Origin of the sequence: Streptomyces sp. DSM 41931, from assembly GCF_050271085.1 — a bacterium.
Lineage (GTDB): Bacteria > Actinomycetota > Actinomycetes > Streptomycetales > Streptomycetaceae > Streptomyces > Streptomyces albogriseolus.
Genome location: NZ_CP189902.1, coordinates 5179736 through 5196872 on the forward strand (window position 1 = coordinate 5179736; position 17137 = coordinate 5196872).

Here is a 17137-nt window from a genome sequence, read left to right on the forward strand (position 1 = left end):
TGCCCTTCGCGGGATGGTCAGGAGGCGAGCCAGGAGGCGGTGTACGTGTCGATCTCGGCCGTCAGCCGCGCCTTGCCGGCCGGGTCCAGGAACGACGCCTCGACCGCGTTCTTCGCGAGGCCGGCGAGACCCCGCTCGTCGAGGTCCAGCAGGCGGGCGGCGACCGCGTACTCGTTGCGGAGGTCGGTGCCGAACATCGGCGGGTCGTCGGAGTTGATCGTCACCAGCACGCCGGCCCGGGTGAACTCCTTGATGGGGTGCTCGTCCAGGGCGGCGACCGCGCGGGTGGCGATGTTGGACGTCGGGCACACCTCCAGCGGGATACGGCGCTCGGCGAGGTGCCGCAGCAGCTTCGGGTCCTGCGCGGCGCTGGTGCCGTGGCCGATGCGCTCGGCGCCCAGTTCGTTCAGCGCGTCCCAGATCGTCTCCGGTCCCGTGGTCTCGCCCGCGTGCGGCACCGAGCGCAGCCCGGCGGCGACGGCCCGGTCGAAGTACGGCTTGAACTGCGGGCGCGGCACGCCGATCTCGGGCCCGCCCAGTCCGAAGGAGACCAGGCCCTCCGGGCGCAGCCGGTCGTCGGTGGCGAGCCGCGTCGTCTCCTCGGCGGCCTCCAGTCCGGCCTCGCCCGGGATGTCGAAGCACCAGCGCAGCACGGTGCCCAGCTCGCTCTCGGCCGCCTTGCGGGCGTCCTCGATCGCGTCCATGAAGGCGCGCTCGTCGATCCCGCGGCGGGTGGAGGAGAACGGGGTGATGGTCAGCTCGGCGTACCGCACCTGCTGCCGGGCCAGCTCACGGGCCACCTCGTACGTCAGCAGCCGCACGTCCTCGGGGGTGCGGATCAGGTCGACGACGGACAGGTAGACCTCGATGAAGTGCGCGAAGTCCGTGAAGGTGAAGTAGTCGGCGAGGGCCTCGGGGTCGGTGGGGACCTTGGAGTCGGGGTGGCGGGCGGCCAGCTCCGACACGATGCGGGGGGAGGCGGAGCCGACGTGGTGCACGTGCAGTTCGGCCTTGGGCAGTCCGGCGATGAAGGCGTGCAGGTCACGGACCTGTCCGGCGGTGGCCGCGGTGGCGTGGCGGTCGGTCAAGGTTCCTCCCCGGGAACGGCGTCCCGGTCCGGGTCGCGGCGGGACGCGGGTGATCGGCTGATCGGTGGTGCGGGGATCATCGTAGGCCCGGCGTACGCGGGAGGGACGCGGGCCGTAGCATGACGGTTCGTCCGAGGGAGGGGTCGCAGCGCATGTCCGACGACGCACCGGCACCGGGGGCCGGGGACCGCACGGGGGACGGGACGCCTCCGGCGGGTTCGTCCACCCCTGAGCTGTGGCCGGCACCGGCCGACGGCGGGGCGCCGCACGTGGCCCCCCTGGACGGCTCGCTGGTGGACGCGCGGACTACGGAGACGGGGCGTGCGGCGCCCGGGCCACGGGACCCCGAGACGCCCGCGGCCGATCCCTGGGCGCTGCCCGGGGACCACGCGCAGGCCTCCGGCGGTCCGGGCGAGACCGTGGTGGCGGGGGAGCCCGCGCCGTGGTCGCCGCCCACCGTGCACGACCGGCCGGCGTCCGGCGCCTCCACGGTGCACGACCAGCAGACGGTGACGTCCTTCCCGGCGGTCTCGGACGCGACGCCGCCCGCGCCGGCGTACGGCGGCGCGTGGGCGGGGCCCGCGGGGACGGCCGCGCCCGTGCCGCAGCCCGCCGCCCGCCCGGCGGCCGCCGACCCCTTCGCGCCCCCGGCCGCGGGTGCGGCCGTCCCACCGCCGCCCATCGGCCCGGAAGGGCCCGGTCAGGTCCCCTACGGCTATCCGCACGCCGGGTACGCGGGCGCGCCCGCCCAGGGATATCCCGGCTGGGCCGGCGTCCCGCCCCTGCCGAGCAACGGCATGGGCGTCGCCTCCCTGGTCCTCGGGATCATTGCGGCCGCCGCGTTCTGCCTGTGGCCGGTGGCCATCGTGCTGGGCGTCCTGGCGGTGATCTTCGGCGCGATCGGCCGCGGCAAGGCGAACCGCGGCGAGGCGACGAACGGGGGGCAGGCCCTGGCGGGCGTGATCTGCGGAGCGGTGGGGAGCGCGCTGGCGCTCACGTTCGGCGTGATCGTGCTGGTCACCTGAGCCCGAGGGGCTCCTCTGGACGGGGGTTCACCTCCGAGGCCCGGAGGCGTACCGTCCGCCGCTGATCGTCCCGGCGTTCGCACGGTGCCGCCCGCGCCCACCCTCCCCCACTCTCGGCTTCGCTCGAGCGGGGGGACCCCCATCGCCCCAGCGGCACGAATGCCCGCAGCGGCGGCGAGTCACTTTCAGCGGCCGTGGCGGAAGCACCCTTCAGGGGCGCGGGGAACTGCGCGACCAGCCGCGGACTGCCCGCACCCGGCGCTGCAGAGGTGCCGCCCGCGCCCACCCGTGCCGCCCCAGCGGCACGACTGCCCGCGGACGGCGGCGCGTCTTCCCACGCCGACGGCGGCGGGGGCGTGTCACGTCTCCCGCAGCCGTCTTCGTGCCTCCATCAGCGCGAAGCCCAGCAGGTTCGGGCCGCGCCAGCGGGCCGGGTCGGTGGCGGCCTCGTCGTCGGCCGCGAGGCCTATGCCCCAGACGCGGTCGACGGGGCTGGCCTCGACCAGGACGCGGTCGCCCGTGCCGAGCAGGAAAGACCGCAGCCCTCCGTGAGCTGCGAACTTGTGCTCGCTGCCCGTCACCACGATCCCGAACCGCTCCCGTCGCCAGATCCCCTCGTCGAAGCCCCGGACGAGACGGCCCGCCTTCTTCGCCTCGGAGGGATGCCCCGCGGCCAGCACGCGCCGCTCACCCTCCGCGTCCCCGAAGAGGCGTGCCTTGGCCGCCATCATCCAGTGCTCGGCGGTCGCGTACTCCACGCCGTCGACGGTGAACGGGGACGGCCACCACTGGCTCAGGCAGCTCGCCCCGATGCGCCCGTCGGGCAGGGGCCGGTGCCCCCAGAAGTGCAGGTACTTCACCCGCTCCCCGGCCCGGACCGCCTCGATCAGCGCCTCCCGGGACGCCACCGTGCGTACGGTTCCGTCCACGCTCATCACCCCCCACGTGATCCATGCGCAGAGCAGTCTCGCAGGCACCACTGACACTCCGTCCTGCCTTTTCCGTTGCCACTCGACACCCGGTCGACAGATTCCGTCGCGTAACCAAATGGCAACAACGGAATCACTTGTTGGAGGGCCTCTGCTCTGTCAGGATCGGCACTCAAATCGAGCTCAAGCCACGCCGCCCCCTGGGGACACGGAGGAGAGCGACATGCACAAACCCGGCTCCACCCCGCACGACCGCTTCCCGGCCGGTGAACGGTTCGCGGACGGCGCGCAGTTCATCGCGGGCCGTCCGGCCAAGGGCACCTCGGGACGCACCCACGCCGTGGTAGACCCGGCCACCGGCACGGAGGTGTACACCTACGACCTCGCCGGCGCCGACGACGTCGACGCGGCCGTCGCCGCCGCGCGGGAGGCGTTCCCGGCCTGGGCGGCCGCCACCCCCGGCGAGCGCTCCGACGCCCTGCACCGGTTCGCCGCCGTGGTCGCCGAGCGCGCGGAGGACTTCGCCCGCGCCGAGTCGCTGCAGTGCGGCAAGCCGCTGAAGCTGACCCGCGAGTTCGACGTGCCGGGCACGATCGACAACATCGCCTTCTTCGCCGGCGCCGCCCGCCATCTCGCGGGCCAGTCGGCCGGCGAGTACTCGGGCGATCACACCTCCTACGTCCGGCGCGAGCCCATCGGCGTCGTCGGCTCCATCGCCCCCTGGAACTATCCGCTGCAGATGGCCGCGTGGAAGATCCTCCCGGCGATCGCCGCGGGCAACACCGTCGTGCTGAAGCCCGCCGAGCTCACCCCGCTGACCTCGCTGCTGTTCGCCCAGGCCGCCACCGACGCGGGCATCCCGGACGGCGTGATCAACGTCGTCACCGGCACCGGCAAGGAGGCCGGCGAGCACCTGGTCGGCCACCCCGACGTGGCCATGACCTCCTTCACCGGCTCCACCGCCGTGGGCAAGCGGGTCGCCGAGATCGCCACCGCCACCGTCAAGCGCCTCCACCTGGAACTGGGCGGCAAGGCCCCCTTCCTGGTCTTCGACGACGCCGACCTCGACGCGGCCGTCAACGGCGCCGTCGCGGGCGCGCTCATCAACACCGGCCAGGACTGCACGGCCGCCACGCGCGCGTACGTGCAGCGCCCGCTGTACGACGCCTTCGTCGAGCGCACCGCCGCGCTGATGGAGACCGTCCGGCTCGGCGACCCCTTCGCCCCCGGCACCGACCTCGGCCCGCTCGTCTCCCACGCCCAGCGCGACCGGGTGGCCGGTTTCGTGGAGCGCGCGCGTGCCTACGCGCGCGTGGTGACCGGTGGTGAGACACCCCTGGGCGAGCTGGCGGACGGCGCGTACTATCGCCCCACGCTCATCGCCGACGCCGCGCAGGACAGCGAGGTCGTGCAGTCCGAGATCTTCGGTCCGGTGCTGGTCGTCCTGCCCTTCGACACCGACGACGAGGGCATCGCACTCGCCAACGACACCCCGTACGGGCTCGCCGCCTCCGCCTGGAGCCGGGACGTGTACCGCACGGGCCGGGCCACCCGCGAGATCAAGGCGGGGTGCGTGTGGATCAACGACCACATCCCGATCATCAGCGAGATGCCGCACGGAGGCTACAAGGCGTCCGGCTTCGGCAAGGACATGTCCGCGTACTCCTTCGAGGAGTACACCCAGATCAAACACGTCATGTTCGACAACACCGCGGTGGTCCGCAAGGACTGGCACCGCACCGTCTTCGGGGACCGATAGCAGCCAGGCCGCCCGACCCGCGGCCACTTCCCGAAAGGGCACCACGCGCATGGAGCAGTACGAGCCCGACCGCCTCTCGCCGGCCCAGCAGGCCGCGATACGGCGCAGTTTCCGCAACGGCAGGGCGGCCCTCACCCGCCGTTCCCTGCTGCGCGCCTCAGCGGGCGGCGCCCTCGCGGTCGGCGGCCTGGGCGCGCTGAGCGCCTGCGGCATCCCCGCGGCGGGGAACACCCAGGGCGGCGTCTCCGCGGAGGACCGCTCGGCCGAGGAGAAGACCGTGACCTTCTCCAACTGGACCGAGTACATGGACGTCGACGACAGCGGACGCCGGCACCCCACGCTGGAGGCGTTCACCCGACGCACCGGCATCAAGGTCAAGTACACCGAGGACATCAACGACAACACCGAGTTCTTCGGCAAGATCAAGCCGCAGCTCGCCGCGGGCCAGGACACCGGCCGCGACATCATCGTCCTCACCGACTGGCTGGCCGCCCGGCTGATCCGCCTCGGCTGGGTGCAGAAGCTCGACGCCTCCCACCTGCCGCACGCCTTCGCCAACGTGGCCTCGTCGTACCGCACCCCCGACTGGGACCCGGGCCGCGCCTACTCGTACCCCTGGCAGGGCATCGCCACCGTCATCGCCTACAACAAGAAGGCGCTCGACGGCGTGGAGGTGAGGACGCTCTCCGACCTGCTGGACAACCCGAAGCTCAAGGGCCGGGTCGGGCTGCTCACCGAGATGCGCGACACCATGGGCATGACGCTGCTCGACATGGACAAGGACCCGCGGTCCTTCAGCGCCGACGACTACGACGCCGCCCTCGCCCGGCTCCAGAAGTCCGTCGACAAGGGCCAGATCCGCCGCTTCACCGGCAACGACTACACCGCGGACCTCACCAAGGGCGACCTCGCCGCGTGCGTCGCGTGGGCCGGTGACGTCGTCCAGCTCCAGGCCGACAACCCGGACATCGGCTTCGTCATCCCGGACAGCGGCTACATGCTCTCCAGCGACAACCTGCTGATTCCCAACAAGGCCCGGCACAAGACGAACGCCGAGCGCCTGATCGACTACTACTTCGAGCCGCAGCCGGCCGCCCAGCTCGCCGCCTACATCAACTTCGTCTGTCCGGTCGACGGGGTGAAGGAGGAGCTCTCGAAGCTCGACGAGGACGCGGCGAACAACCCGCTGATCCTCCCCGACCGGGCCATGCAGGCCAAGTCCCGTGCCTTCCGCTCGCTGAGTTCCGAGGAAGAGACGGCATTCGAAGGCAAGTTCGCGAAGCTCACTGGGGCGTGACGAGATGAAGACCACCGAAGAGACCACCACGGCCGGCGGCGGTGACGTCCGCCTCACCGGGATCAGCAAGACCTACGGCGACTTCACCGCCGTGCACCCGCTCGACCTGACCGTCCCGCAGGGCTCCTTCTTCGCCCTGCTCGGCGCGTCCGGCTGCGGCAAGACCACCACCCTGCGCATGATCGCCGGCCTGGAGGAGCCCACCTCGGGCACCGTCCACCTCGGCGACCAGGACGTCACCGCGCTGCCGCCGTACAAGCGGCCGGTGAACACGGTCTTCCAGTCCTATGCCCTCTTCCCGCACCTCGACATCTACGAGAACGTCGCCTTCGGCCTGCGCCGGCGCGGCATCAAGAGCGTGAAGAAGCAGGTCGAGGAGATGCTGGAGCTGGTCCAGCTCGGCGAGCAGGCGCGCAAGAAGCCGCACCAGCTCTCCGGCGGCCAGCAGCAGCGCGTCGCGGTCGCCCGCGCGCTGATCAACCACCCCAAGGTGCTGCTGCTCGACGAGCCGCTCGGCGCCCTGGACCTGAAGCTGCGCCGCCAGATGCAGCTGGAGCTCAAGCGCATCCAGACCGAGGTCGGCATCACCTTCGTGCACGTCACCCACGACCAGGAGGAGGCCATGACGATGGCCGACTGCGTGGCGGTGATGAACGCAGGCCGGGTCGAGCAGCTCGGCACCCCCGCCGACCTGTACGAGAACCCGCGCACCACCTTCGTCGCGAACTTCCTCGGCACCTCCAACTTCATCGAGGCCGAGGTGGACGCCACGTCCGGCGACGACATCGTGCTCAAGGCGGGCGGCGGCAAGCTGGTGCTGCACCGGTCCCGCGCGAGCGCGCCCGCCACCACGGGCGGCAAGATCCTGGCCGGGGTCCGCCCGGAGAAGATCTCCCTCACCCACGCCGACGACGCCGGCCGGATACCCGAGGGCCGCAACCGCATCACGGGCCGGATCACCGAGTCCAGCTTCATTGGCGTCTCGACGCAGTTCGTCGTCGACAGCCCGGTCTGCTCGGACTTCGAGGTCTACGTGCAGAACATCGACCGGGACCCGCGGCTCGCGCCCGGCGCCGAGGTCGTCCTGCACTGGAACCCGGCCCACACCTTCGGACTGGACGCCGCCCAGGACATCGACGCGGGCGTCGAGACGGTCGAGGAAGAGGTCGCCTGATGGCCACGGTCACCGAGGCGCCGCCGCCGCTCGCGCCGCCCGCCCCCGAGACGAAGCCGCCGCGCAGACGAGTCCGCTGGACGCCCTACCTGCTTCTGCTGCCCGGTCTGCTCTGGCTCGTCGTGTTCTTCGCGCTGCCGGTGATCTACCAGGCCTCCACGTCCGTGCAGACGGGCTCCCTGGAGGAGGGCTACAAGGTCACCTGGCACTTCGCCACCTACTGGGACGCGCTGTCCGAGTACTGGCCGCAGTTCGTCCGCTCCGTGCTCTACGCGGCCTCCGCGACCGTGCTGTGCCTGCTGCTCGGCTACCCGCTGGCGTATCTGATCGCTTTCCGCGCGGGACGCTGGCGGAACCTGATCATGATCCTGGTGATCGCGCCGTTCTTCACCAGCTTCCTGATCCGCACCCTCGCCTGGAAGACGATCCTCGCCGACGGCGGCCCGGTGGTCGGCGCCCTGGACGCGCTGCACGTCCTGGACGTCACCGCGTTCCTCGGCTGGACCGCCGGCGACCGGGTGCTCGCCACCCCGCTCGCGGTGGTGTGCGGTCTGACGTACAACTTCCTGCCGTTCATGATCCTGCCGCTCTACACCTCGCTGGAGCGGATCGACCCCCGGCTGCACGAGGCCGCCGGCGACCTCTACGCCAAGCCGTCGACCACGTTCCGCAAGGTCACCTTCCCGCTGTCGATGCCGGGCGTGGTCTCCGGCACGCTGCTGACCTTCATCCCGGCGTCCGGCGACTACATCAACTCGGACCTGCTCGGCTCCACCGACACCCGGATGGTCGGCAACGTCATCCAGTCCCAGTTCCTGCGGATCCTGGACTATCCGACGGCCGCGGCGCTCTCGTTCATCCTGATGGCCGCGATCCTCGCCGTCGTCACGGTCTACATCCGCAAGTCCGGCACGGAGGATCTGGTTTAAATGGCCTTCGTCAATTGGTTCAAGCGCAACGTCGTCGTCATCGCGGGCCTGCTGACGCTGGCCTACCTCCTGCTGCCGAACGTCGTCGTCACGGTGTTCTCCTTCAACCGGCCGAAGGGGCGCTTCAACTACGAGTGGCAGCGGTTCTCCACCGACGCCTGGCGGGACCCGTGCGGGGTCTCCGGGCTGTGCGAGTCGCTCGGCCTCAGCCTGCAGATCGCCTTCTGGGCCACCCTCGGCGCCACACTCCTCGGCACGATGATCGCGTTCGCGCTGGTGCGCTACCGCTTCCGCGCCCGCGGCGCGGTCAACTCGCTGATCTTCCTGCCGATGGCGATGCCCGAGGTGGTGATGGCGGCCTCGCTGCTCACCCTGTTCCTCAACATGGGCGCGGAGCTGGGCTTCTGGACGATCCTGATCGCCCACATCATGTTCTGCCTCAGCTTCGTCGTGGTCGCCGTGAAGGCGCGCGTGATGTCGATGGACCCCCGTCTGGAACAGGCCGCGCAGGACCTCTACGCCGGCCCGGCGCAGACGTTCCTGCGGGTCACGCTGCCGATCGCCGCCCCCGGCATCGCGGCGGGCGCGCTGCTCGCCTTCGCGCTGTCCTTCGACGACTTCATCATCACCAACTTCAACGCCGGTTCGACCGTCACCTTCCCGATGTTCGTGTGGGGCTCCGCGCAGCGCGGCACGCCCGTCCAGATCAACGTCATCGGCACGGCCATGTTCGTGATCGCCGTGCTGCTGGTGCTGGTCTCCATGGCCGTCGGCAACCGCCGCAAGCGGCAGAAGGCATAGCGACCCGTCACCACAGTCCGCAGTAGGGAGTTGAGATCATGGCCCCGAGCGCCATGAGCCGTTGGACGCAGTCCCTCTCCGAGGCCCGGCCGGTCTCCTACTGGCTGGACGACCCCGGCCGCCCCGTCCCCGAGCCGGCCCTGACCGGCCGTACCGTCTGCGACCTGCTGGTGGTGGGCGGCGGCTACAGCGGACTGTGGACCGCGCTGATCGCCAAGGAGCGCGACCCCTCGCGGGACGTGGTGCTGGTGGAGGGCCGCGAGGTGGGCTGGGCCGCCTCCGGCCGCAACGGCGGGTTCTGCGCGGCCTCCCTCACCCACGGACTGCCCAACGGGCTCGCCCGCTGGCCCGACGAGATCCACACCCTGGAGCGGCTGGGCGCCCGCAACCTCGACGCCATCGAGGAGACGGTCGCCCGCCACTCCATCGACTGCGACTTCGAGCGCACCGGCGAGATCGACGTCGCCACCGAGCCGTACCAGGCGGAGGAACTGCGCGGCTGGTACGAGGAGATCAGCGCCCGGGGCCTCGCCGACGGCATCGAGTTCCTGGACGCCGACGCGGTCCGCGAGCAGGTGGACTCGCCCACCTTCCTCGCCGGGCTGTACGACCGCCGGGGCGTGGCCATGCTCAACCCGGCCCGCCTCGCCTGGGGCCTGAAGCGGGCCTGCCTCGACCTCGGGGTGCGCGTGTACGAGCACACCCCCGCCCTCACCCTCCGGCAGTACGGCGCCGGCATGTCCGTGCGCACCCCGTACGGCGCGGTCCGCGCCCGCCGGGTCGCGCTCGGCACCAACGTCTTCCCGAGCCTCGTGCGCCGGGTGCGCCCCTACACCGTCCCGGTCTACGACTACGCCCTGATGACCGAGCCGCTCACCGACCAGCAGCTCGCCTCGATCGGCTGGAAGAACCGCCAGGGTCTCGGCGACAGCGCCAACCAGTTCCACTACTTCCGGCTCTCCTCCGACAACCGCGTCCTGTGGGGCGGCTACGACGCGGTCTATCCGTTCGGCGGCCGGGTGCGCGCCGAGCACGACGACCGGCCCGAGACGTACGCGAAGCTCGCGGGGCACTTCTTCACCTGCTTCCCGCAGCTCGAGGGGGTGCGCTTCACCCACGCCTGGGGCGGTGCGATCGACACCTGCTCCCGCTTCTCGGCGTTCTTCGGCACGGCCCACGCCGGCCGGGTGGCGTACGCGGCGGGCTACACCGGGCTCGGCGTGGGCGCGACGCGGTTCGGCGCGGAGGTGATGCTGGACCTGCTGGCGGGGGAGCGGACCGAGCGCACGGAGCTGGAGATGGTGCGCAGCAAGCCGCTGCCGTTCCCGCCCGAGCCGTTCGCCTGGACCGGCATCGCCCTCACAAAGTGGTCGCTGGCCAGGGCGGACGCCCGGGGCGGACGGCGCAATCTGTGGCTGCGGACGATGGACCGGCTGGGGCTGGGCTTCGACAGCTGAGCCTCTGCGGAGCCGGGCAGGGGCGTGCGGGGACGCTGCGCGAGGTCTTGACAACCGAATTGGTCTGGACCAAATTGAGCGCGCTCCACCCCTCCAACTCCCCCCTGCCCGGAGGCCCTTGTGGACCGCGCCAGACCGATCGTCCGCCGCCCCCTCGCCGCCCTGCTCACCGCCACCGCCGTCGCCGCGGCCGGCGTCACCGCCCTGACGCCGGACGCCCGCGCGGCCGACGCCGACCTCGCCCGCAACGGCGGCTTCGAGGCCGGCCTCGACGGCTGGAGCTGTCCGGCCGGCACCACCGTCACCTCGCCCGTCCGCACCGGCGCCTCCGCCCTGAAGGCCACCCCGGCCGGGTCGGACAACGCCCGCTGCGCGCAGACGGTCACCGTGAAGCCGGACTCCGCCTACACCCTCTCCGGACACGTCCGCGGCGCCTACGTCCACCTCGGCGCGAGCGGCACCGGCACCACCGACGTCTCCACCTGGACCCAGTCCGCCCCCGACTGGCAGAAGCTCACCACCACCTTCCGCACCGGCCCCTCCACCACCAGTGTCACGATCTACACCCACGGCTGGTACGGCACCGGCGCCTACCACGCCGACGACATCACCCTCGTCGGCCCGGGCGGCGAGACCGGACAACCGCCCGCCCCGCCGGCCGGCCTCAGCGCGTCCGGGGTGACCGCCACCAGCGTCTCCTTGTCCTGGTCACCGGCCGCGGGCGCCACCTCGTACGCCGTGTACCGCGACGGCGCGCGGATCCGCACCGTCACCGGCACCTCCACCACCGTCACCGGACTGTCCCCGTCGACGGCGTACGCCTTCCAGGTGGCCGCCCTCAACGACGCCGGGGAGTCGGCCCGTTCGGCCACCGTCACGGCGACGACCTCGGCGCCCGACTCCGGCGGCGGCGACCCGGGCCTGCCCGCCCACGCCCTCGTCGGCTACCTGCACGCCGGCTTCGCCAACGGCTCCGGCTACACCCGTCTCGCCGACGTCCCCGACAGCTGGGACGTCATCGACCTGGCCTTCGGCGAACCCACCTCCGTCACCTCCGGCGACATCCGCTTCGAGCGCTGCCCGGCCGCGGAGTGCCCCGGCGTGGAGAGCGACGCCGAGTTCAAGGCGGCCATCAGGGCCAAGCAGGCGGCGGGCAAGAAGGTGCTGATCTCGATCGGCGGCCAGAACGGCCAGGTCCGGCTGACGACGACCGCCGCCCGCGACACCTTCGTCAGCTCCGTCTCGCGCATCATCGACGCGTACGGACTCGACGGCCTCGACATCGACTTCGAGGGCCACTCCCTCTCCCTGGACACCGGCGACACCGACTTCAGGAACCCGAAGACCCCGGTGATCGTCAACCTGATCTCCGCCCTGAAGACGCTGAAGGCCCGCTACGGCGACGACTTCGTCCTGACCATGGCTCCGGAGACCTTCTTCGTCCAGCTCGGCCACCAGTTCTACGGCAGCGGCCCCTGGGGCGGCCAGGACCCGCGCGCGGGCGCCTACCTCCCGGTCATCCACGCCCTGCGCGACGACCTCACCCTGCTGCACGTCCAGGACTACAACTCCGGCCCGATCATGGGCCTGGACGGCCAGTACCACTCCATGGGCGGCGCCGACTTCCACATCGCCATGACCGACATGCTGCTCACCGGCTTCCCGGTCGCGGGCGACGCGGGCAACGTCTTCCCGCCCCTGCGCCCCGACCAGGTCGCCATCGGCATGCCCGCCACGGTCAACGCCGGCAACGGCCACGTGCCCCCGGCGGAGGTCGTCAAGACCCTCAACTGCCTGACGAAGGGCGCCGACTGCGGCTCCTACCGCACCCACGGCACCTGGCCGTCCCTGCGCGGCCTGATGACCTGGTCGATCAACTGGGACCGCTTCGGCGGCTGGGAGTTCCAGCGGACGTTCGACGGCTACTTCGGCTGACCAGCACCACGCCGGCCAGCAGCACCGCGCCGAGGCACCAACTGGCCGCCACGTCCAGCGGCCAGTGGTAGCCCCGGCGCACCAGGCCGTACGAGGCGCCCAGGATCAGCAGCGCGCACAGCGCGATCAGCCCCCGGCGGACGGCCGGCGACCCGAGCAGCCGCAGAAGCAGCAGCGTCGCCGCGCCGTACGCCACCACGGCCGTGGCGGTGTGCCCGGAGGGGAAGTAGCCGGTCGCCGGCGGGACGGCGGGGGTGCCAGGACGGTCGGTCCAGGCCTTCAGCGGGGCGACCAGGACGGGAACCAGGAGCATGGCCGCCGCCCCGGCCGCGGGCGGCAGCCACCAGCGGTCCACACCTCTGGCGCGCAGCCGCCACGCCGTCACGGCCAGCGCGAGCGCGAGGACGGGCACGGCGACCTCGACGTTGCCGAGGTCGGAGAGGAGCTCCGAGGCCCGGTCGGGGCGGACCAGCGCGTCGCTCAGGCGTGCGTCGAGGTCCAGCAGCGGACCGTCGGCGAGGACCTGCCAGGTGATCAGCAGGAAGAGGAGGAGCGGCACGACCAGCAGCAGCATGCGGCACAGCTTCGCAGGCGGGAGGGGGCGGACACACCGGAGGGCCGGCGCAAAGGGGGGATGTGCGCCGGCCTCCGGGGAACGGCTTGCCGTGTCTGGTGCCCGGACGGCCGTCCGGATCGGAACGTCGCGCGCCCCGGGGGGTCTGGGGCGGGCGACCGTCCGATCGTGAGGAGACCCGGGGCCCTCGGGCCCCGGTTGTGTGCGCGAGGGCACGACCAGGTCGAAGCTGGGGAGGCCTCGGCCTGAGCCGCCCACAGTCCCCTGTGGGCGGGGTGTATCTCTCATCCGGGTAGAAACCTACGGCAGGGGGTGGCCCGGCGACAGGGCCCACGGGCTCCTGTCATCCACCCCGCACACCTTCTTCACACGCTCTGCCGCTGTCCGGATCCGGCCGGAACAAGCCGGAACGGGCCGGATCAGATGCGGGTGAAGGCCTGCTCGATGATGTCGAGGCCCTCGTTCAGCAGGTCCTCGCCGATGACCAGCGGCGGCAGGAAGCGCAGCACGTTGCCGTAGGTGCCACAGGTCAGGACCAGCAGGCCCTCCTGGTGGCAGGCCTTCGCCAGCGCGGCCGTCGCCTCCGGGTTCGGCTCCTTGGTGGCGCGGTCCTTGACCAGTTCGATCGCGATCATCGCGCCGCGGCCCCGGACGTCGCCGATGACGTCGAACTTCTCCGCCATGGCGGTCAGGCGGCCCTTCATGACCTCCTCGATCCGCTGGGCGCGGGCGTTGAGGTCCAGCTCCTTCATCGTCTCGATGGCGCCGAGCGCACCCGCGCAGGCCACCGGGTTGCCGCCGTAGGTGCCGCCCAGGCCGCCGGAGTGCGCGGCGTCCATGATCTCCGCGCGACCGGTGACCGCGGCCAGCGGCAGACCGCCCGCGATGCCCTTCGCCGTGGTGATCAGGTCGGGGACGATGCCCTCGTCCTCGCAGGCGAACCACTGGCCGGTGCGGCAGAAGCCGGACTGGATCTCGTCGGCGACGAAGACGATGCCGTTGTCCCGGGCGAACTTGCTGATGGCCGGCAGGAAGCCCTTGGCCGGCTCGATGAAGCCGCCCTCGCCGAGCACCGGCTCGATGATGATCGCGGCGATGTTGTCGGCGCCGACCTGCTTGGACATCTGGTCGATGGCCTGCGCGGCGGCCTCAGGACCCGCGTTCTCCGGACCGGTCGGCCAGCGGTAGCCGTAGGCGACCGGCACCCGGTACACCTCGGGCGCGAACGGGCCGAAGCCGTGCTTGTACGGCATGTTCTTCGCGGTCAGCGCCATCGTGAGGTTGGTGCGGCCGTGGTAGCCGTGGTCGAACACGACGACCGCCTGCCGCTTGGTGTAGGCGCGGGCGATCTTCACGGCGTTCTCGACGGCCTCGGCGCCGCTGTTGAACAGCGCGGACTTCTTCGCGTGGTCGCCCGGCGTCAGCTCGGCCAGCGCCTCGGCGACGGCCACGTAACCCTCGTACGGCGTCACCATGAAACAGGTGTGGGTGAAGTCGGCGAGCTGCGCGGAGGCGCGGCGGACGACGGCCTCGGCGGACGCGCCGACGGAGGTCACGGCGATGCCGGAGCCGAAGTCGATCAGACGGTTGCCGTCGACGTCCTCGATGATGCCGCCGCCGGCCCGCGCGGTGAACACGGGCAGCACGGAGCCCACGCCCTGCGCGACCACGGCGGTGCGGCGGGCCTGCAACTCCTGCGACTTCGGGCCGGGGATGGCGGTGACGACGCGGCGCTCCTGCGGAAGTGCGGTCATGCGGGGCTCCTGGGGGGTGTAACGGACGCTCGGTGCTTCTTTTCTCGCAGGCTAGGACGGGGCGCGAAGGCTGGGCATGCTCCATGTGGGCGTTGTCCGGGGGGCCGGGTTGTCCGTGGTGGACATACCCGCCGGGGAGCGGCCGTGCCGACGCGGCGCGGCGGCGGGTCCCGGCCGGGACGCGGACCCCGGCCGTGCCACCGGTGGACGGCGCCTGTCGGGGCGTTAGATTGACGTGTCTACAGGCGGACGAGGCGGCTGCTCAGGGGGCAGGGGCGATGGACAGCGAGGGTACCCAGGACGCGCGGGGCACGCAGGCCGGCCCGGTGCCGCGCCCGGCGGGACCACCTCAGGTACCGGCGGCGCCACCGCGCCCGGCGCACGTACCGGGCATGCCGCCGCCCCCGGACGGCTCCGCGTTCCTCGCCTGGCTGCGCACCGCCCGCCCGGAGACGCTCCCCGGCATCTGGCGGTTCGGCCACCGGCCCCGGCCCGAGGAGGAGCCCGAGCGCGTCCCCGGCCGTCAGCTGTTCAGCGGCGCGCTCATCGCGTTCCTCGTCGGCTGGCTGATCTGGTCGCTGCTGTGGAACGGCTACCTGGGCGGCTGGTGGCTGCTGCCGCTGTACGCGATGATCCCCGACTCCTGGGCCGAGCCGCACAGCTTCGCCGCCGTGGTGGTCGTCTACGCCTACTACGTCCTCGTCGCCGGGATCATCATGGTCGGCGTGGGCCGGCTCGGCCGCTGGGGCGAGATCTGGCGCCGCTACGGCCCGCCCGCCTGGCGCAGGAGCCCCGCACGCGACGAGCGCCCGCCCGCCCCCGAGGAGGACCCGGCCGCCTGGCCCGCGCTGCGCGCCGCCGGTGCCGTGGACGCCGCCGAGCGGCTCGCCTCCGACGCCCGCTCGGGGCTGATGCGGGACGTCGACCACGCCCGGATCGCCCGCGCCTGGCAGGGCGTGCGCACCGGCCGGCACAGCCTCGCCACCTTCACCGGGGCGGTGCTCAAGGACGGCGCCGCCGCCTGCCCGCACCCGTCCGGCGCCCGCGACCTGCCCGTCCGGCAGGCCCGTCACGACCTGCTCACCGGCCAGGTACGGCTCGGCACCACCGCCGACGATCCGCGCAACCCCTACGCCTACCGCGGCGCCGGCCTGGCCCTCGGCCCCGACCTGCTCGGCACCTCGATGCTCGTGGTCGGCCCCGCCGGGTCCGGCAAGACCGGCGGTGTGGTCCGGCCGGTCGCCGAGTCGCTGTGCCTCCAGGCGCTCGCCGGGCGGACCGCCGTGGTGGTGGTCGGCGCGGCCGGCGCGGGCCTCGGCCCGTCCGACGCCTACGACGTCGTCGTCCGCATCGGCAGCCCCGACTCCGTCTACGACCTCGACCTGTACGGCGGCACCACCGACCCGGACGAGGCCGCCGCCGTGCTCGCCGAGGCGCTCGTCGGCGACCTGGCCGACCCGCACCCCGGCAGCGACACCCGCCGCTCCACCACCGTTCTCGCCCAGCTCCTCGGCCCCTTCCGCGCGGTGCACGGCCGCTTCCCTTCGGTGCCGGAGCTGCGGCAGCTGCTCGACGGCTCCCCCGCACTCCTGGCCGCCCTGCGCCAGGGCCTTCAGGAAGCGGGTCAGGAGTCGCTGCTGCGCGAACTCGACGCGCGCGAGCGGCAGATGGGCCACCCCGGCGACGTGGGCGGCATCCTCGCCGACCGGGTCGCGCTGCTGGACCGGCCGGCCTTCGCCGGGTTCTTCGACACCTCGGGCGAGTCCCGGCCGTTCACCCTCAAGGCCCTCGACCACCCGGTCCGGGTGCGCGTGGACCTGCCCGAGCGGGGCCACGCGGACGCCTCGCGAATGCTGGCGCGGCTGGTCCTCGCGCAGTTCACCGCGAGCGTCACGGTGCGCGAGGACCGCTCCCTGTTCGCCTGCCTGGTGCTGGACGACGCCACCGGCGTGATCACCCCCGAGTCCGTGCGGGGCATCCAGCGGCTGCGGTCCGCCAACGCGGGCGTGCTGCTCACCCTGCGCACCCTGGACGACGTGCCCCGGCCGCTGCGCGGGCCGCTGCTCGGCGCCACCGGCTGCCGGATGGCGCTGTCCGGGGTGACGCCCTGGGACGGGCAGGACTTCGCCGAGGTGTGGGGCAAGGAGTGGACCGAGGCGCGGGACGTCACCGACCGGCAGATCATCGCCGAGAGCCCGGCCGGCAAGGCCGTGCACGCGCTGCGGCGGGCCATCACCGGCAAGGCGCCCACCGCGCGGGCGGTCACCGTCCGCCAGGTCGAGCGGGAGCGCTGGTCGGCGTCCGAGTTGGCGCACGCGGTGCCCGCGGGCCACGCGGTGCTGTCGCTGACGAACGTGAAGGGGGAGCACGCGCCTCCGCTCCTGGTGGACCTGCGGGAGTGAGCGGCCGCGGCCG

13 protein-coding genes are annotated in these 17137 nt (G+C 72.5%); 9 read left to right on the forward strand and 4 right to left on the reverse strand.

Annotation, left to right across the window (positions count from 1 at the left end; all coding sequences use genetic code 11):
* Positions 1–17: 17 nt before the first annotated feature.
* Entirely contained in the window at positions 18–1142 is a 1125-nt protein-coding gene (locus ACP7TJ_RS24070; protein WP_367535135.1) for an adenosine deaminase, read from the reverse strand.
* A 98-nt stretch (positions 1143–1240) separates the two neighbouring features.
* Between ACP7TJ_RS24070 and ACP7TJ_RS24075 the strand changes: the two genes are divergently transcribed.
* Positions 1241–2113 carry a DUF4190 domain-containing protein gene (locus ACP7TJ_RS24075; RefSeq protein WP_404715973.1) on the forward strand — a complete coding sequence of 291 codons (873 nt, stop codon included), beginning with the start codon at positions 1241–1243 and terminating at the stop codon, positions 2111–2113.
* A 359-nt stretch (positions 2114–2472) separates the two neighbouring features.
* Here ACP7TJ_RS24075 and ACP7TJ_RS24080 read toward each other — a convergent pair whose 3' ends face one another.
* Positions 2473–3048: an NADAR family protein gene (locus tag ACP7TJ_RS24080; protein ID WP_427765255.1), complete on the reverse strand. Its 576-nt coding sequence runs from the start codon at positions 3046–3048 to the stop codon at positions 2473–2475.
* 217 nt (positions 3049–3265) lie between these two features.
* Here ACP7TJ_RS24080 and ACP7TJ_RS24085 point away from each other — a divergent pair, with 217 nt between their 5' ends.
* The 7 genes from ACP7TJ_RS24085 (at position 3266) to ACP7TJ_RS24115 (ending at position 12394) form a co-directional block, all read left to right on the forward strand.
* Positions 3266–4801, forward strand: coding sequence for a gamma-aminobutyraldehyde dehydrogenase (locus tag ACP7TJ_RS24085; RefSeq protein WP_189912725.1), 1536 nt, complete (start codon positions 3266–3268; stop codon positions 4799–4801).
* Between the two features lie 49 nt (positions 4802–4850).
* Positions 4851–6098, forward strand: coding sequence for a polyamine ABC transporter substrate-binding protein (locus ACP7TJ_RS24090; protein ID WP_266549181.1), 1248 nt, complete (start codon positions 4851–4853; stop codon positions 6096–6098).
* A 4-nt stretch (positions 6099–6102) separates the two neighbouring features.
* A complete protein-coding gene (locus tag ACP7TJ_RS24095; RefSeq protein ID WP_266549183.1) occupies positions 6103–7272 on the forward strand; it encodes an ABC transporter ATP-binding protein in 1170 nt (389 codons plus the stop codon).
* Entirely contained in the window at positions 7272–8201 is a 930-nt protein-coding gene (locus ACP7TJ_RS24100) for an ABC transporter permease (protein WP_189912723.1), read from the forward strand. Before ACP7TJ_RS24095 ends, ACP7TJ_RS24100 begins: the two co-directional genes overlap by 1 nt.
* Positions 8202–9002: an ABC transporter permease gene (locus ACP7TJ_RS24105; protein WP_189912722.1), complete on the forward strand. Its 801-nt coding sequence runs from the start codon at positions 8202–8204 to the stop codon at positions 9000–9002.
* A gap of 38 nt (positions 9003–9040) precedes the next feature.
* Positions 9041–10459 carry an NAD(P)/FAD-dependent oxidoreductase gene (locus ACP7TJ_RS24110; RefSeq protein ID WP_189912721.1) on the forward strand — a complete coding sequence of 473 codons (1419 nt, stop codon included), beginning with the start codon at positions 9041–9043 and terminating at the stop codon, positions 10457–10459.
* Between the two features lie 120 nt (positions 10460–10579).
* On the forward strand, positions 10580–12394 hold the full coding sequence (locus tag ACP7TJ_RS24115) for a chitinase (protein WP_427765262.1): 1815 nt from the start codon (positions 10580–10582) through the stop codon (positions 12392–12394).
* On the opposite strand, the gene ACP7TJ_RS24120 is transcribed toward ACP7TJ_RS24115, so the two are convergent.
* Both ACP7TJ_RS24120 and gabT read right to left on the reverse strand, forming a co-directional pair.
* Positions 12333–12968, reverse strand: coding sequence for a phosphatase PAP2 family protein (locus ACP7TJ_RS24120; protein ID WP_167740758.1), 636 nt, complete (start codon positions 12966–12968; stop codon positions 12333–12335). The two genes, ACP7TJ_RS24115 and ACP7TJ_RS24120, sit on opposite strands and share 62 nt — an antisense overlap.
* A 419-nt stretch (positions 12969–13387) precedes the next feature.
* Positions 13388–14722 (reverse strand): 4-aminobutyrate--2-oxoglutarate transaminase, encoded by a 1335-nt coding sequence (gene gabT / locus ACP7TJ_RS24125; RefSeq protein WP_189912718.1) that lies wholly within the window; start codon positions 14720–14722, stop codon positions 13388–13390.
* A 278-nt stretch (positions 14723–15000) separates the two neighbouring features.
* Here gabT and ACP7TJ_RS24130 point away from each other — a divergent pair, with 278 nt between their 5' ends.
* On the forward strand, positions 15001–17124 hold the full coding sequence (locus tag ACP7TJ_RS24130; RefSeq protein ID WP_167740756.1) for an ATP-binding protein: 2124 nt from the start codon (positions 15001–15003) through the stop codon (positions 17122–17124).
* The last annotated feature ends 13 nt before the right edge of the window (positions 17125–17137 follow it).

What these genes read in the sequence shown, in the direction of transcription:
- ACP7TJ_RS24110 (WP_189912721.1), top strand. Translation starts at nt 9,041, where the DNA reads ATGGCCCCGAGCGCCATGAGCCGTTGGACGCAGTCCCTCTCCGAGGCC.
- ACP7TJ_RS24120 (WP_167740758.1), bottom strand. Translation starts at nt 12,968, where the DNA reads ATGCTGCTGCTGGTCGTGCCGCTCCTCCTCTTCCTGCTGATCACCTGG.
- gabT (WP_189912718.1), bottom strand. Translation starts at nt 14,722, where the DNA reads ATGACCGCACTTCCGCAGGAGCGCCGCGTCGTCACCGCCATCCCCGGC.
- ACP7TJ_RS24085 (WP_189912725.1), top strand. Translation starts at nt 3,266, where the DNA reads ATGCACAAACCCGGCTCCACCCCGCACGACCGCTTCCCGGCCGGTGAA.
- ACP7TJ_RS24080 (WP_427765255.1), bottom strand. Translation starts at nt 3,048, where the DNA reads ATGAGCGTGGACGGAACCGTACGCACGGTGGCGTCCCGGGAGGCGCTG.
- ACP7TJ_RS24075 (WP_404715973.1), top strand. Translation starts at nt 1,241, where the DNA reads ATGTCCGACGACGCACCGGCACCGGGGGCCGGGGACCGCACGGGGGAC.
- ACP7TJ_RS24095 (WP_266549183.1), top strand. Translation starts at nt 6,103, where the DNA reads ATGAAGACCACCGAAGAGACCACCACGGCCGGCGGCGGTGACGTCCGC.
- ACP7TJ_RS24100 (WP_189912723.1), top strand. Translation starts at nt 7,272, where the DNA reads ATGGCCACGGTCACCGAGGCGCCGCCGCCGCTCGCGCCGCCCGCCCCC.
- ACP7TJ_RS24090 (WP_266549181.1), top strand. Translation starts at nt 4,851, where the DNA reads ATGGAGCAGTACGAGCCCGACCGCCTCTCGCCGGCCCAGCAGGCCGCG.
- ACP7TJ_RS24105 (WP_189912722.1), top strand. Translation starts at nt 8,202, where the DNA reads ATGGCCTTCGTCAATTGGTTCAAGCGCAACGTCGTCGTCATCGCGGGC.
- ACP7TJ_RS24130 (WP_167740756.1), top strand. Translation starts at nt 15,001, where the DNA reads ATGGACAGCGAGGGTACCCAGGACGCGCGGGGCACGCAGGCCGGCCCG.